Here is a 13,385-nt window from a genome sequence, read left to right as displayed (position 1 = left end):
TTTGGTGGTGGGGGGGTTGCGGGGGTGGCCTAAAGTTCGTTGACGACCCACCTGGGGTGTCCTGTGGGGGTACCCCTGAGGGAATCTGATTCCCTCAGGGTTCCCCTCACGGACGACGCGCCGATCAGACGCCGGAGACCTGCTGGATCCAGTTCCGTCCCGCGGCGACGCTGCCGTACGTCGTGACGCTGGAGCGGTCGCTCGTGGAGCACACGCCGACCTGGACGCCGTCGTCGATCATCGGGCCGCCCGAGTCGCCGCCGGCGACCGCGCCGTTCGGGGTGCTCGCCGTGATGGCGGGTCCGCCGGCGTTGTCGCTGTCCTGGGTGTTCGAGATCGTCACCACGGCCTGCTTCAGCACGCTCGACTGGTGGTGGCCCTCGTCGGTGCTCTGCGTCGCGCCCCAGCCGTACACAGTGGCGCTGTCGCCCTCTTGCGCGTCGCTGGAGCTGTTGGAGAGGCGTGCGAACGTGCTGCCGCCGTCGGTGTTCAGTTTGATCAGCGCCAGGTCGCCGCCGGAGTAGACGTAGGTGGAGGACGCCTTGGCGTGCACGCCGCCGCTGGCGCTGTTGGAGCCGATGTACAGGTCGATGTCCGTGAGTCGCCGCCCGTTGTTGTCGTACATGCAGTGCTTCGCGGTGAGGACCCAGCGGCTGCCGATCAGCGTGCTGGTGCAGAAGAAGGTGTAGCCGTTGGCGTGGCCGTTGAAGCGCGTGATGTAGCCGGGGTTCTGCGCGGTGCTGCCGCCGATGATCGACGGCTCGGCGCCGGGGGCGGCGGGGCTCGCGGACGCCGGGGTCACGGCGAACGCGCCGAGCACCGCGCAGGAACCGGTCAGCACGGCGAGAGCCCGGGTGAGTGCGCGCATGTCGCTCCTTGGGGGGAACAGTTTTTCCGATGGGGACGCTTCCGAACGTAAGCAGCGCGGCCGGGCGGCGGAATCCGCCGAACCGCCGGTGGCGGGCAAGCGGCGGCGACGCGACTTTCGACGGGTTGCCAACCGGTGAACGGATGCCGAGAATCCGTCTCGACCGGTCCGTTTTTTCCAGGAGAGGCGAAATGCGGCTGTTCGCCCCCGCTCCGGTCCGGGAGCGGCTGGCCCAAGCTCTGGCCGAGGGGCCGTTCGAACGCGCCCTGACCCTGGCGATCGAGCGGAGCGGCCTGGGACTCGCGCGGCTGCGCGAGCGGCTCGCGGCGTCCGGCGTGCCGGTCAGCACCACCACGCTCAGCTCGTGGCGCACCGGCCGCAGCCGCCCGGAGCGGCCGGAATCGCTCCGGGCGCTGGCCCTGCTGGAGCAGGTGCTGGAGGTGCCGCCGGGTGCGCTGCGCGCGCTGCTGGACCGGCCGCGCAGCGGAGGCCCGGCCCCGCGCGCGGCACGATGGGACCGGTTGTGGGAGAACCGCAGCCTGCTTCCGATGGTGCTGAACTCGTTCGAGGACACTTCGCCGGAATCGGTCAGCGTGCACGAGACGCTGCGCGTGGACGCCGGGGGACGGATGCGCAGCCTCCACGTGCGCGAGGTGCTGCGCGCGCTGGACGAACCGGCGTTCGCCAGGATCGTGGCGCTGCGGGGATTCACTCCCGGGCAGTCCCCGTCGCTCGTGTCGGCGCGGTACTGCAAACGGGGGAGCGTGCACACGAGGCCGGAGCAGGCGTTCTCGGTGACGGAACTCGTGCTGGACCACCCGCTGGCTCCGGGCGAGACGGCGATCGTGGAGTACCGGTTCGCGTTCCGGGACGAGGAGCCGGACGTCCGCTACGACCGGCGGTTCCGGCTGCCGGTCGCGGAACACCTGCTGGAAGTGCACTTCGATCCGGTGGCGCTGCCCGCGGAGTGCGTGTCCTACCGGCAGGATTCGCCTGCCGGACCGGAGCTGGAGACCGCGGAGGTCCGGGTGCGGCCCGGCGTGCCGGCGCACGTGATCCGCACCGGGCAGGGGCCGGGGATCCACGGCATGCGGTGGCGCTGGTGAGATTCCGCTGAGATTCCACTGAGGACACCGGTGCGACCGGGTCCAGGGTGGACGGACGCGGTTCCTGCCCGGGCGGAGAGTTCGCACGGGGACGGCTGCGGAGAGTTCGGCGCCTCCGCTGACTGGCGGCGGCCGCGCTGCGCTGTTCGGCCGAATTTCGGCTTTCCTGGCCAGTAGCCAGTTTTGGCCGGGGCGGCCCGGGTAGCCGACAGCACATGTTTCCCAAGCCTGGCAAGAACGGAACGAGCGACGGCCGGAGGCGGAATGGCTGAGGACGGCCGGTCGCCTGCCGGGCTCATGCGCGACGCGCGTGCGGTCTTCGAGGAACTGACCGGGAAGGACATCGAGTCCGTGTCGGCGTTCACCAAGGACGGCGACGGATGGAAGCTGCTGGCGGAAGTGCTGGAGCTGGAACGGGTTCCGGACACCACCAGCCTGATGGCCACGTACTGCGTCCGGGTCGACGCACAGGGCGGCTTCCTCGGCTACGAGCAGGTCCGGCGCTACGCGCGCGGCCAGACCGACGCGTGAGGAAAGGAAGGCGATTTCATGACCATGGCAACCGGACGGTCCGGCTCGGGCAGTCAGCTGCAGCGCGGGCCGGGCACCGGAAACCTCTACGACATCCTCGAACTGATCCTGGACAAGGGACTGGTGATCGACGCGTTCGTGCGGGTTTCGCTGGTGGGCATCGAACTGCTCACCGTGGACGCGCGGATCGTGGTGGCCAGTGTGGACACTTACCTGCGGTTCGCCGAGGCGTGCAACCGATTGGACCTCACCCGGGCTTCGAGCGCCACGACACTGCCCGATCTGCTGGGCGAGGTGACCGAGAAGGGCGCGAAAGGAAAGTCCAAAGGCGCGCTGACCGGCGCGGTCGAGACGTTCGCCGAGCAGTTCCAGAAGTCCAGCGACAAGGACGGCGACGAGGCGGAGGAGCGGCCGCGCAGCCGCAGCCGCCGCAGCAGCAGTGCGAGGTCGAGCGAATGAGCACTTATCTGTACGGCATCACGTTCGCCGATCATCCCGCCGAGGTAGGCGATCTGCGCGGCGTCGGACCGTCCTCGGCGCCCGCGCGGGTGCTGCCGGCCGGAGACTCGCTCCGCGCGGTGGTCGGCGACGTCGAAGGCGAACTGCGCCCGAAACGGCGAGATGTGCTTGCCCACCAAGAAATCCTTCAGGCGCTGTGCGAAAGCGGGCCGACGTTGCCGATGCGGTTCGGCGTCGTCGCCGACGACGACACCGCCGTGGCGAAAGAGATCGAGGCCAAATCCGAGGTGTACACGGCTGTCCTGCAACGCGTTCGCGGGCACGTGGAGATGAACGTCAAGGCGGTGCACCGGGAAGACGCGGTCCTCGGCCAGATTCTCGCCGGAGACGAGGAAATCCGGAATCTGGCGGCGAGCCTGCGGGAGGACGCCGGCCGCGGGCAAGCGGAACAGGTCCGGTTCGGCGAACTGGTCGCCGGACGGCTGGAGGAACGAGAGGCCGAGGACGCCGAAGCGATTCTCGGCTACCTGCTCCCGCTGGCGTCCGAGCATTCTCTCGGCCCGCGGGTCGACGGGTGCTTCTTCAACTGCTCGTTCCTGGTGCCCAAGGAGAAAACGGCCGCGTTCCAGGAAGCGGTGCAGCGGTTGACGACCCTCGTCGAGGAAGTGGCGGAGGTCCGCGCCCAAGGACCGTTGCCGCCCTACAGTTTCACCGAGGACCAGTAGTGGGATTGCTCGGCGAGCTTCTCCTGCTTCCGCTGGCGCCGGTGCGGGGCGTCGGCTGGGTGACGGAAAAGGTCATCGAGGCCGCTGAGCAGGAACAGGTCGCGCAATTGCGGAGAGAACTCGTTTCCCTGGAACGAGAGCTGGTCGCCGGCGGCATCAGCGAGGAAGAGTTCGACCGCAGGGAGGACGAAATACTCGAGCTGCTCGAAGAATTCGACCGGGGGGCTGCCGGATGAACGGAGCGAAGAAATGACACCGGGAATGAAGGTCGCGGCCGCCGTGGTCGGCGGGTACGTGCTGGGGAGACGGAAGAAAGCCAAACTGGCCATCACCATGGGCGCCTGGCTCGTCGGGAAGAAACTCAATCTGGACCCGAAGAAATTCCTGTCCGACGTCACGCGCGAGCTGGCTTCGTCGCCCGAACTGGCCGGAGTGCGGGACCAGGTGCGGGACGAGGTGGTGGGAGCGGGCAAAACCCTGGCCGCGGACATCCTGACCCACCAGGCGGGACGGCTGGCCGGTTCGCTGCAGGAGCACACCGAGAGTCTGCGCGACAAGGCTGCTGGTCTTCCCGTGGGAGGCAACAGCCTGGGAGGCAACAGCCGGGACGAAGACGCGGAGGACGCCGACGACAGCGACGAAGAAAGCCGCCCCAAGGCCAGTACGCGCAAGCGTGCGGCGAAACCGCGCAGTGCTTCTCAAGGGGATCGCAAGCCCGCGCGCAAAACGTCCAGTGCCGCGACGTCCACCCGGAAACGGGCGGCCTCAAGCGGACAGACGCGGAAACGTTCTTCGGGCAGTTCGTCGGGCAGTTCCTCGGGCAAAGCGGGGGTGAACCGTGGCTGAATCCCGTTCTGACAGCGACGAAATCGGGCCTTTGGCGAAGCTTCGGGAACTGGCCTCGCGCAATCCCGCGACAGAGCAGCTGCTGCACGCCGGCGAAGCGTACGCGCAAGCCAAGGCCGAGCAGGTGATGTCCTCGGCGGGAACCAAACTCGGAGAGGCTTCCCGGCGGCTGGCCGACGCGGGCGGCAGCGGCTCGCTGAAGGGATTGTTCAGCGCGGGCGAGAAAATCGCCGAGGGGAAATCCCCGGTCAAGGCGCTGGTCGGGGCCGGCGGCAAAGCGCTCAAGAACTCCGTGTCGGGGCTGTTCGGCAAACGCGGGGGAGGCTCCGGCGGCAAGAAGGTCATCAACATCGTCGAGGACATCGACGTCGGCGTGCCGGTCCGCGAGGCGTACGACCAGTGGACCGAATTCCAGAAGTTCAGCAGTTTCACGAAGGGCGTCGTCAGCGCCGAGCAGACCGACGACACCACTTCGCAGTGGCGGTTCAAGATCTTCTGGTCGAACCGGTCGATGAAGGCCACGGTCACCGAACAGGTCCCCGACGAACGCATCGTATGGAGCACCGACGGGGCCAAAGGCACCATCAAGGGCGCGGTGACCTTCCACGAGCTCGCCCCGAACCTGACGAAGATCCTGCTGGTCATCGAGTACTACCCGGCCGGCCTGTTCGAAAAGACCGGCAACATCTGGCGGGCGCAGGGCCGCCGGGCGCGGCTGGACCTCAAGCACTTCCGCCGGTTCGTCACCATGGCCGGGCAAGCCTCGGGCGACGGCTGGCGCGGCGAGATCCGCGACGGCGAGGTCGTGCGCTCCCCGGAGCAGGTGCACGAGGACGAGGAGAGCGAAGGCGAACCGCGCGAGGACGAACCGTCCGAAGAGGATCTGTCCGAAAAGGACACCGGCGGCGAGCCCGAAGAAGACGAGCCCGAAGAAGAGGAACACGAGGACGAGGAGCCGGAGGACGACGAGCCCGAGGACGAGGAGTTCGACGACGACCTCGACGAGGAAGCCGAGCCGGAAGACGAACCCGGCGCCGAACCCGAGGACGAACGGCCCCGCCGCCGCCGGGCTGTCCCGGCGCGGTGACGAGGAGGCAGCAGATGAGCGAGTCCAGCCTGTCCGCCGGGAGACCGGCCGGCGTGTCCCGCACGGCGGGTACCGGCGGCGGCGCGAACCTCGCCGACATCCTGGAACGCGTGCTGGACAAGGGCATCGTGATCGCCGGGGACATCCAGGTCAACCTGCTCGACATCGAGCTGCTGACCATCAAGATCCGGTTGCTGGTCGCGTCGGTCGACCGGGCCAAGGAAATGGGCATCGACTGGTGGGAACACGACCCGTCCCTGACGTCGGGCTCGCGCCGCAAGGATCTGCTGGAGGAGAACGAACGACTGTGCGCGCAACTCGAACTCGCGCGGGGAGAGCGAGCGGAACAGTGAGCTGGTACTGCTACGCGGTCGCCGAATTCTCGGCGGAGAATCCGGCGGAAGGGATCGCCGGGCTCCGGGACTGTCCGGTCTCCGCCATCTCCGGGGCCGGGCTGACCGTGCTGGCCAGCCCGGTCCCGGACGAGGAGTTCAGCGAAACCGCTTTGCGGCACAACCTGGAAGACCTTCCGTGGCTGGAAGAAATCGCCCGCGCGCACAACGGCGTCGTGGACGAGGCGAGCCGCCGCACGGGAGTGCTGCCGCTGCGGATGGCGACGATCTACCGGGACGAGCGCCGGGTGCGGGAAATGCTCGCCGAGCATTCCGCGCAATTTTCGGCGGCGTTGCGGAAGGTGCGGAACCACGCCGAATGGGGCGTCAAAGTCTTCGCCTCGCTCCGCGGTTCCGCCGCGCCGGAAGCGCCCGCGGAAGCGCCCGCCGACGGACGTTCCTACTTGCGGCAGCGACTTCGCCAGCGCCAGGACCGGGACTCCCGGGCGAACGAGGCGGCCGAGGTCGCCGAGCGCGTCGAACGGGAACTCGCGCAGCTGTCCGCGGAAATCCACCGGCACCGCAACCAGGATCCCGCCCTGACCGGCCGCGCTGACAGCAACATCCTCAACCTCGCCTGCCTGGTGCCCGACACCGGCCGCGAACGCTTCCTCGCCCGGATCGAGCACCTGCGGCAACCGGAGGACACCGGAATCGTCGTCGAGGTCACCGGCCCGTGGGCCCCGTACTCGTTCGCGGGGATCTCGTGAGTGCCGCGGTCGAGGAGACCGACCGGCTCGCCCTGGTCGACCTGCTGGACCGGCTGCTGGCCGGCGGCGTGGTGCTGACCGGCGACCTCGTGCTGTCGGTCGCCGAGGTCGACCTGGTGCACATTTCCTTGCGCGCCTTGATCACCTCGGTCCGCGAAGACCGCCCGGCGCCGTGGTGAAAGGAGCGACGATGCCCGAAACCGAGCGCCTGCTCGGAGCAGCGCTCCGCGACGCGCTGCCCGCGCGGCTCGAAACCGGCCCGGATTCGGTGGAACGCGACCTGATGAAATTGGTCCTGACCATTGTCGAACTGCTCCGGCAGCTGATGGAACGCCAGGCGCTGCGGCGGGTCGAGGAAGGCGGGCTGACCGAGGACCAGGAAGAACGGCTCGGCCTCACCCTGATGCTGCTGGAACGACGGCTGGCCGAGCTGCGCGACCGCTACGGGCTTTCCGCGGCGGATCTGAACCTCGACCTCGGTCCGCTGGGCACGTTGCTGTGACCGGGGCGTTCAGCGGCCGGCGGGTTCGGGCCAAGCCAGGCTGGCGCCGAGAGCCGCGGTGAGGCGGGTGATCGTCTCCCGGGTGTTCTGGTCGTCGACGTGCTGGGGAAGCCACGCGCAGGCGAGATAGGCGGCGACGACGTCGGCGGCGCCGCAGGCCGCGGCCAGGCATTCCTCGATCTGGGCGAGGGAGGGCCCGGTTCCGGAGGGGAAGCGCGCGCCGGGCAGTTCGGCGCCGTCGATGACGTCGATGTCGAGGTGGAGATACACCGGCACCGGACCGAGCTGGCCGAGGGCGGAGGCGATCGCGGCGGGTTCGGCGGGCACGCGGCGGACCTGACTGGCGGCGAGAGCGTCGTGTTCGGCGGGATCGAGGTCGCGGGCGTCGGCGAGCACGACGCTGGTGTCGGGCACGGGGTGCGCGCTGAGCGGGTCCTCGAACAGGCCCGGGGTGCGGCCGGTCAGCATGGCCAGAGCCATGCCGCCGAGGTAGCCGCTGGTCGAGATGGCGGGAGTGTTGAAGTCGCCGTGGGCGTCCAGCCACAGCACGGCCAGGTCGCGATGGCGGCGCTGCAGCCCGGCTACCGCGGCGCGGCTGGTGGGACAGTCGCCGGAGAGCACGAGGGGCTTGTCGGCTTGCGCCACTGCTTCCGTCGCCGCCTGGTGCAGCAGGCTCATCCGGGCGGGGACGAGGCCGGAGGGGAGGTCCGGCGGGCCGACCCGGACCGCGTCGGCCGGGATCGGGAACTGCGGGATGAGCTGGTCGAGATGCCAGGGCGTGACGATGGGATCCCAGGCGCGGTCGGTCACGAGGTCTCTCTTTCGTTCCGGTGGGCGAGAAGGTCGAGCAGCCGCCGCAGTTCGGCGGCGCCGGCCCGCAGGTGTGCGGCGACTTCCTCCCGGGCTTGTTCCGGGCTGCCGTGCAGCGCGTCCAGCAGCCGGCGGTGGTCGTCCGCGGTCCGGCCTAGTTCCCGGCGGGAGCGCTCGGCCAGCGCGAGGGCGAGGCGTTGTTCTTGCTGGAGCTGCGCGTGGAAACGGCGCAGCCGGGGGCTTCCGGTCGCCGAAACCAGGGTGGCGTGGAAGAGCCGGTCGCCTTCGAGCGCGGCAGCCGTGTCGCCGTTCTCGAAGGCGCGTTCTATCTGGTCGACCAGGTCGGCGAGTTCTTGGTAGATCGCCGGGTCTCGATGTTCGGCGAGCGCGTCGGCCGCGGTCAGTTCCACGGCGGTGCGGGCGGCGTACAGGTCGGCGACATCCGGCCCGGTGACGTCCGCGACGACGATGCCGCGGTTCATCTGATAGCGGACCAGGCCCTCGCTTTCGAGGGTCCGGGCGGCCTCGCGGACGGTGCTGCGGGAGACGCCGAGTTCGGCGGCGACGGCGGTCTCGCGCAGCGGCGTGCCCGGCGGCAGGCGGCCGGACAGGATGGCCTGCCGGACGGCTTCGGCGGCCTGCTCGGCGGTGCTCTGCCGCTGAATGCGCGCGCCCAGGCTGTCGATCGGGTTCGTCGAGGTCATCAGTCTCCCGTGCCGGTGCTGGCTTGTCCTGCGCGACCAGATTGCCAGATTGTCCGACAATCTGGCAAGGCAGTTCTGGGTGCGACGGGAGTGCTTGAAACGACGCGCGAACTCAGCCGCCCGGCTTCGTTCGGCGAGGTTCAGGCTTCGAGGATCCGCAGAAGCTCGGCCGGGAACCCGTATTTGTGCCGTCCGAGGTCGGCGGGGGTCAGGCCGAGTTTGGTGGTCGCGGTTTTGTCCGCGCCCGCGTCGACGAGGCACTGGAGGACGGCGCCGGTCCGCGCTTCGGGGGAGACGTGCCAGTTGGTCACGGCGAGGTGCAGGGGAGTGGCGGTGTTGTCGAGCCGCGCCTGCACGTCGGCCCCGGCCTCCAGCAGCAGCCGCGCCGCGGCGGGGTGTCCTGATTGGACGGCGAAGTGCAGAGGCCGCCAGCGGTGCCGGTCGGGCAGGTCGGCGCCGACGCCGTCGGCGAGGCGCTGCCGGATCAGGTCCAAGTCGTTGTCGCGGGCCGCGTAGTGCAGCGCATCCCTGCCCGCGGGGTCGGGTCCGGTCGTCGGGACGCCTGCCATCGCGGCCTCCTTGCGGTGCTTGGCTCCGGTCACTGCGGCGGTGCCTGTTCGCAGCGGTGGCTGCGGTTGGCTTCGGGGGTTTCGAGCTGATAGCGGTTGGGGTCGTTCTGGTCCTCGATGACCTTGCGGCGATCGTAACCGCCGGCCTCGGCCTCGGCTTTGTACCGCCACCATTCCCTTCCCGCCTTGTGCCCGAAGTTGAACTTGCCCGCGACGGGAACGGTCATGCCGGTCGGCGAGGGACGGCCGGTGGCGGGGTCGATGAGCACGGGCGAGCCGTCGGCGTGCCGTTTCGCCGGGATCAGGTCGCCGGAACAGGCGCAGATCAGGTCGCCGTTCGGGGTGCGGTCGGCGTTGCGGATGATGTCGCGCTGGGTCTGCTTGCGCAGCTTCACGCGGTAGCGGACGGGTTCGTAGACGCTGGTCTCGGCGGCGGCGCGGTCGAGCCCCCGGTCGAATTCGGCGGCCGCGGCGGCGTCCTCGCTGGCGCGGACGGCGGCGTCGATCGCCTCCTGGCCGAACAGCTGCTTCGCACCGGACTTGAGATCGTTGGCGTGGCGCAGGAATCCGAGCGCGCCGGCCGCGCGGTCGAGGCCGCTCAGGTCGCCGCCGGTGATGACGTCGCGGCCGCTGACCGCCTCGACGAGGCCCTTGGCGTTGCCCAGCCAGGGAATGAGGCCCAGCAGGACGGAGAACCGCCGGCTCACCTCGTCCTGCGACAGCAGCGGCTGCGGATTGCCGAACGCCTCGGAGATCGACTCGATGCGGAAGCCCACCAGCTGGATCCGCTGCAGGGTTTCCGCGGCCTTGGCCATGTCGGCCGCGGTGGCGCGGATCGCGTCGACCGAGGCGTTGATCTTCGCCAGGCCCTCGTTCGCGATCCGGAGGCCGTCCACGACGGACTTCTGCCCGGACAGCATCTGGTTCAGGCCCGCGTTCGCGTTCGCCAGGCCGTTGTTGATCTGCTCGACCGCGCTGATCGAGGTCTGCATGGTCTGGTTGAGATCGGCCAGCGCGGACTGCATTTTTTCCATGCCGGCGATCGACTCGGAGAGCGCGGCGTTCATCTGGTCGAGCGCGGTGTTGAAGACGCCGAGGAATTTGTAAAGTTCGAGAATGTAGCTGTGCAGGTACCGCGCGACCGCGAGCGCGACATTGAGGTCCTGGTTGAGTTTCGCCCCGACACGGCCCAGTTTTCCGGCCTTGTCGCCGAGCGTGGTCAGCAGCGGGACGACTTTCTCCCGCAGCGGGCTCTCCAATTCCGCGATGCGGTGCTGGATCGCGTCGGCCTCGGGGCCCGGTGCGATCACGCCGAGGCGGGACACCAGGGAGATCCACTCGTCCAGCACCGCTCGCGCGCCGGACGCCGCTGTCGCCTTGGCTTGTGCTGGCGCCTGCTCGCCGCCGGACGGCAGATCGCCCAGCAGGTCCCCGAAACCGGCGGCGTCGGCCACCGTTTCCTCGCCCGCGCCCTTCACCTCGTGCGCGACGTGTGCGACCAGGTAACCCGCGACCAGCACCTCGGCGCCGCGCGCTTTGAGCCGGTCGCCGATCAGGCCGCGCAGCGCCGTGGACTGCGCCTGAGACGATTCCGCGGCAGCGCCCGGGCTCGCCGCGGCTGTTCCGCCGCACGCCATCATCAGCGCGATCACCACCATCGTCGCGATCGACGACACAACCATCCGGGCGCGCACCGCGGTTACCTCCAGTGAGTCACGACAATGAACCGAAGCCACGCCAGGCGGAATGCCGGATGCGCGTGGGGCGGCCGAGCCGATAGGCCGCTGTTCGGCTCCGGGACGCTAACACCGGAATTGCGCGGATCCCGCATCGCGAGCGGCGAAAATGGCGACCGTCACATGATCTTCGGTGCGGTGCCGGGTTTGGCGCGGCGAAGCTGCCGCGCCGTGATTCCGGACACGGCTGAATGGCGGTGTGGTTCTGGGAGAAACGCGCATGTCGCTGCTCACATGTGACCTGGCTGGCATTCCGGTAACGGAACCGGGTCCTGCCCGGCTCGGCGAACAGCGGGGGATTGAGCGGCGGGTCGCAGTCCGCACGCGGGCGGAGCGTGCCGCTCCGGTGGCCTCCAGCCGGTGGCTGAGAGAGGAAAATATCGTGAATTTCCCGCGCCGTCGCGCCTCATTCGCATCGGCGATCCGGCAGAAGCTGCCGTCGATTGACAATGTTTTCCACTGCGCTCACCGTGCTTTTCGCCTTCGCGGGGGCGGCATCTGCCGTGCTCTGGAGAGGAGCGGATGCGGTCGTGGTGATCCGGGCGACCTAGGCTCGGGCGCTAAAGGCGCCTCGGCGTCCTGCGGCAACGCATCGGACCGGCCCGGCGGTACTGAAGCGTCGGCTATTGCCGGTGCCGCATACGGTTGTCTCGGGCAACGGTCTCGCCGGGAACGATCGGCGAGTTCCAGCTCTCTTCGTCCACAATGGTCTATGCTGGAGGACGCAGCTTCGTGCAAGGGCCCGTACTCATTCGAATTTCGCCGTCACGCGGCAGTAAATATGCATTTTCGGCACCGGAAAAGCCAACTGCAAGCGGATTTCGCAGCCGCACTGTCTGCGCTGAGGCAGCGGCCGATTAAGCGAACCGCAGCGCTGTTGGGACATTCGAGTGATGTTTCTCGCCGTTGTTGCCCTGGGCTCCGCGTTCCTGCCAAGGTGATTTGCAGTGCGTTGCATGGGGACGATCGCCCGGGCATAGGGTCATTGCTGCGGGTGTTTTCGCGTTTTAGCTGTTTGTGCGGATTTTTTCGTGTCGCTCCCGGGCGGGGATTCGGCGGCATATCGAAGGATGTGCAGATCATGCACCACACGGCGCATACGAAATGCGGTCGAGATCTGTCGACGGCCGAACAAGCGGGAGGGCGATGGTGGCCGGCTCCGGCGGGCGGGAATGCGTTGTTTCGAGACCGGCGCTGGAGAACGAAGCCGCGCTGGACCTGCTGTGCCGGGAAACGCTGCGGTCGCTGCCGAGGGCCGACCAGCGGGCCAAGGGGACGCGCTACGTGCACGGCCTGCTCCGGACTCCCGGCCGGAAGTCCATGCGCAACATCGCCGCGGAACTCGGCGACCGGGCCACCGAACAGAATCTGCACCATTTCATCAGCGATTCCACCTGGTCCTGGGGGCCGGTCCGGCAGGCGTTGACCGCCCACGTGCTGCGGCACGCCCATCCGTGCGGGTGGGTGCTCCGGCCGCTCACGATCCCCAAGAGCGGCAGTCATTCGGTCGGCGTCGGCAGGCAGGCCGAGCCCGAGTTCGGGCAGATCCTCGACGGACAGCAGGCGGCCGGGGTCTGGGCGGCGTCGGCCGCGGTGACCGCCCCGGTGAACTGGCGGCTGCACCTGCCGCAGGCCTGGGTCGAAGACCGCGGCCGCCGCGTTCGCGCGGGGATCCCGGACAGCACGTGTGTCGAACCGCTTTCCGGGTGCACGATCAGCGCTTTCACCACGATCGCGAAGCGCTGGCGGCTTCCGTGCCTTCCGGTCGTGTTCGACGCGCGCGGCTCGGACGTCGCCACCGCGGTCAGGCGGTTGCGGGCCACCGGCAACCCTTTCCTGGCACGGGTCTCCGGAACACTGCCCGTCGTCCCCGCTCCGGCGAAGACGATGCGCGGCAGCCGGAAGCCCGTGTCCGCCGGCGAGGTGCTGGGCGCTTCCGCGCATCTGCGCCGTGCCGTCGACGCGACCGGGAACGGCGAAGCTCTTTCCGTCGCGAAGATACGGGTGCGGCTGGCTTCCGCCGGCGGTCGCACCGGCGACCTGTTTCTTCTCGGAATGGCCGCGCCGGGCGCGAAAAGCCAGCTCTGGCTGACCGATCTGGCGGAGACTCCCACGGCCGGGATCGTCGGGTTGTCGCGCCTCCTGGACAAAGTCGACCGCGATGTCGCGCGGATCGCGGTGCCCGCCGGGATCCGCGATTACGTCGGCCGGTCCTTCGACGGCTGGCACCGGCACACGACACTGGTTTCCATCGCCCACGCCGCCCGTTCGCTCGGCGCTTCCCGGATTTGCCCGCCCGTCCGGGCTTCGCTGCCCGGGCGGCGGCAAGCAACCTGACAA

17 protein-coding genes are annotated in these 13,385 nt (G+C 69.2%); 12 read left to right on the top strand and 5 right to left on the bottom strand.

Annotation, left to right across the window (positions count from 1 at the left end):
* Positions 1-124 precede the first annotated feature (124 nt).
* Positions 125-868, bottom strand: a complete 744-nt coding sequence (locus tag ACWGIC_RS02280) for a S1 family peptidase (RefSeq protein ID WP_452074068.1) — start codon at positions 866-868, stop codon at positions 125-127.
* Positions 869-1,059: 191 nt separating this feature from the next.
* On the opposite strand from ACWGIC_RS02280, the gene ACWGIC_RS02275 reads away from it, so the two are divergent.
* From ACWGIC_RS02275 to ACWGIC_RS02225, 11 genes are all read left to right on the top strand, one after another.
* Positions 1,060-1,974 (top strand): hypothetical protein, encoded by a 915-nt coding sequence (locus tag ACWGIC_RS02275; protein ID WP_452074067.1) that lies wholly within the window; start codon positions 1,060-1,062, stop codon positions 1,972-1,974.
* Positions 1,975-2,238: 264 nt separating this feature from the next.
* A complete protein-coding gene (locus ACWGIC_RS02270) occupies positions 2,239-2,505 on the top strand; it encodes a gas vesicle protein GvpO (RefSeq protein WP_452074066.1) in 267 nt (88 codons plus the stop codon).
* An 18-nt stretch (positions 2,506-2,523) separates the two neighbouring features.
* The gene (locus ACWGIC_RS02265; protein ID WP_452074065.1) at positions 2,524-2,964 is read left to right on the top strand and encodes a gas vesicle structural protein GvpA; all 441 of its coding nucleotides are present in this window, start codon (positions 2,524-2,526) and stop codon (positions 2,962-2,964) included.
* Positions 2,961-3,689 carry a GvpL/GvpF family gas vesicle protein gene (locus tag ACWGIC_RS02260; RefSeq protein WP_452074064.1) on the top strand — a complete coding sequence of 243 codons (729 nt, stop codon included), beginning with the start codon at positions 2,961-2,963 and terminating at the stop codon, positions 3,687-3,689. The genes ACWGIC_RS02265 and ACWGIC_RS02260 overlap by 4 nt, the downstream gene beginning before the upstream one ends.
* Positions 3,689-3,925 (top strand): gas vesicle protein GvpG, encoded by a 237-nt coding sequence (locus ACWGIC_RS02255; protein WP_452074063.1) that lies wholly within the window; start codon positions 3,689-3,691, stop codon positions 3,923-3,925. The genes ACWGIC_RS02260 and ACWGIC_RS02255 overlap by 1 nt, the downstream gene beginning before the upstream one ends.
* Before the next feature lie 13 nt (positions 3,926-3,938).
* Positions 3,939-4,535, top strand: coding sequence for a hypothetical protein (locus tag ACWGIC_RS02250; protein ID WP_452074062.1), 597 nt, complete (start codon positions 3,939-3,941; stop codon positions 4,533-4,535).
* Positions 4,528-5,622, top strand: a complete 1,095-nt coding sequence (locus ACWGIC_RS02245; RefSeq protein WP_452074061.1) for an SRPBCC family protein — start codon at positions 4,528-4,530, stop codon at positions 5,620-5,622. Before ACWGIC_RS02250 ends, ACWGIC_RS02245 begins: the two co-directional genes overlap by 8 nt.
* A gap of 14 nt (positions 5,623-5,636) precedes the next feature.
* Positions 5,637-5,975: a gas vesicle protein gene (locus ACWGIC_RS02240; RefSeq protein WP_452074060.1), complete on the top strand. Its 339-nt coding sequence runs from the start codon at positions 5,637-5,639 to the stop codon at positions 5,973-5,975.
* Positions 5,972-6,724: a GvpL/GvpF family gas vesicle protein gene (locus tag ACWGIC_RS02235; protein ID WP_452074059.1), complete on the top strand. Its 753-nt coding sequence runs from the start codon at positions 5,972-5,974 to the stop codon at positions 6,722-6,724. The genes ACWGIC_RS02240 and ACWGIC_RS02235 overlap by 4 nt, the downstream gene beginning before the upstream one ends.
* Positions 6,691-6,903 (top strand): gas vesicle protein, encoded by a 213-nt coding sequence (locus ACWGIC_RS02230; RefSeq protein WP_452074058.1) that lies wholly within the window; start codon positions 6,691-6,693, stop codon positions 6,901-6,903. Before ACWGIC_RS02235 ends, ACWGIC_RS02230 begins: the two co-directional genes overlap by 34 nt.
* An 11-nt stretch (positions 6,904-6,914) precedes the next feature.
* Complete coding sequence (locus ACWGIC_RS02225; protein ID WP_452074057.1) at positions 6,915-7,226, top strand: gas vesicle protein K; 312 nt, start codon at positions 6,915-6,917, stop codon at positions 7,224-7,226.
* A gap of 9 nt (positions 7,227-7,235) precedes the next feature.
* Here ACWGIC_RS02225 and ACWGIC_RS02220 read toward each other — a convergent pair whose 3' ends face one another.
* The 4 genes from ACWGIC_RS02220 to ACWGIC_RS02205 all read right to left on the bottom strand — a co-directional run bounded on the left by ACWGIC_RS02220 (position 7,236) and on the right by ACWGIC_RS02205 (position 11,003).
* Positions 7,236-8,036, bottom strand: coding sequence for an arginase family protein (locus ACWGIC_RS02220; RefSeq protein WP_452074056.1), 801 nt, complete (start codon positions 8,034-8,036; stop codon positions 7,236-7,238).
* Positions 8,033-8,740: a GntR family transcriptional regulator gene (locus ACWGIC_RS02215; protein ID WP_452074055.1), complete on the bottom strand. Its 708-nt coding sequence runs from the start codon at positions 8,738-8,740 to the stop codon at positions 8,033-8,035. Before ACWGIC_RS02215 ends, ACWGIC_RS02220 begins: the two co-directional genes overlap by 4 nt.
* A gap of 140 nt (positions 8,741-8,880) precedes the next feature.
* Positions 8,881-9,309, bottom strand: coding sequence for an ankyrin repeat domain-containing protein (locus tag ACWGIC_RS02210; protein ID WP_452074054.1), 429 nt, complete (start codon positions 9,307-9,309; stop codon positions 8,881-8,883).
* Between the two features lie 29 nt (positions 9,310-9,338).
* Positions 9,339-11,003 (bottom strand): GH-E family nuclease, encoded by a 1,665-nt coding sequence (locus ACWGIC_RS02205; RefSeq protein WP_452074053.1) that lies wholly within the window; start codon positions 11,001-11,003, stop codon positions 9,339-9,341.
* Between the two features lie 1,188 nt (positions 11,004-12,191).
* Here ACWGIC_RS02205 and ACWGIC_RS02200 point away from each other — a divergent pair.
* Entirely contained in the window at positions 12,192-13,382 is a 1,191-nt protein-coding gene (locus ACWGIC_RS02200) for an IS701 family transposase (RefSeq protein WP_452074052.1), read from the top strand.
* Positions 13,383-13,385: the final 3 nt, after the last annotated feature.

This window comes from Amycolatopsis sp. NPDC054798 (genome assembly GCF_053611505.1).
The sequence above is the reverse complement of the archived record's forward strand: the minus strand, read 5'-3'. Positions and strand labels throughout refer to the sequence as shown.

Bases quoted from the DNA above. Each gene is read 5' to 3' on its own strand.
- ACWGIC_RS02280 (WP_452074068.1), bottom strand. From the start codon at position 868: ATGCGCGCACTCACCCGGGCTCTCGCCGTGCTGACCGGTTCCTGCGCG.
- ACWGIC_RS02275 (WP_452074067.1), top strand. From the start codon at position 1,060: ATGCGGCTGTTCGCCCCCGCTCCGGTCCGGGAGCGGCTGGCCCAAGCT.
- ACWGIC_RS02270 (WP_452074066.1), top strand. From the start codon at position 2,239: ATGGCTGAGGACGGCCGGTCGCCTGCCGGGCTCATGCGCGACGCGCGT.
- ACWGIC_RS02265 (WP_452074065.1), top strand. From the start codon at position 2,524: ATGACCATGGCAACCGGACGGTCCGGCTCGGGCAGTCAGCTGCAGCGC.
- ACWGIC_RS02260 (WP_452074064.1), top strand. From the start codon at position 2,961: ATGAGCACTTATCTGTACGGCATCACGTTCGCCGATCATCCCGCCGAG.
- ACWGIC_RS02250 (WP_452074062.1), top strand. From the start codon at position 3,939: ATGACACCGGGAATGAAGGTCGCGGCCGCCGTGGTCGGCGGGTACGTG.
- ACWGIC_RS02240 (WP_452074060.1), top strand. From the start codon at position 5,637: ATGAGCGAGTCCAGCCTGTCCGCCGGGAGACCGGCCGGCGTGTCCCGC.
- ACWGIC_RS02225 (WP_452074057.1), top strand. From the start codon at position 6,915: ATGCCCGAAACCGAGCGCCTGCTCGGAGCAGCGCTCCGCGACGCGCTG.
- ACWGIC_RS02215 (WP_452074055.1), bottom strand. From the start codon at position 8,740: ATGACCTCGACGAACCCGATCGACAGCCTGGGCGCGCGCATTCAGCGG.
- ACWGIC_RS02210 (WP_452074054.1), bottom strand. From the start codon at position 9,309: ATGGCAGGCGTCCCGACGACCGGACCCGACCCCGCGGGCAGGGATGCG.
- ACWGIC_RS02200 (WP_452074052.1), top strand. From the start codon at position 12,192: ATGGTGGCCGGCTCCGGCGGGCGGGAATGCGTTGTTTCGAGACCGGCG.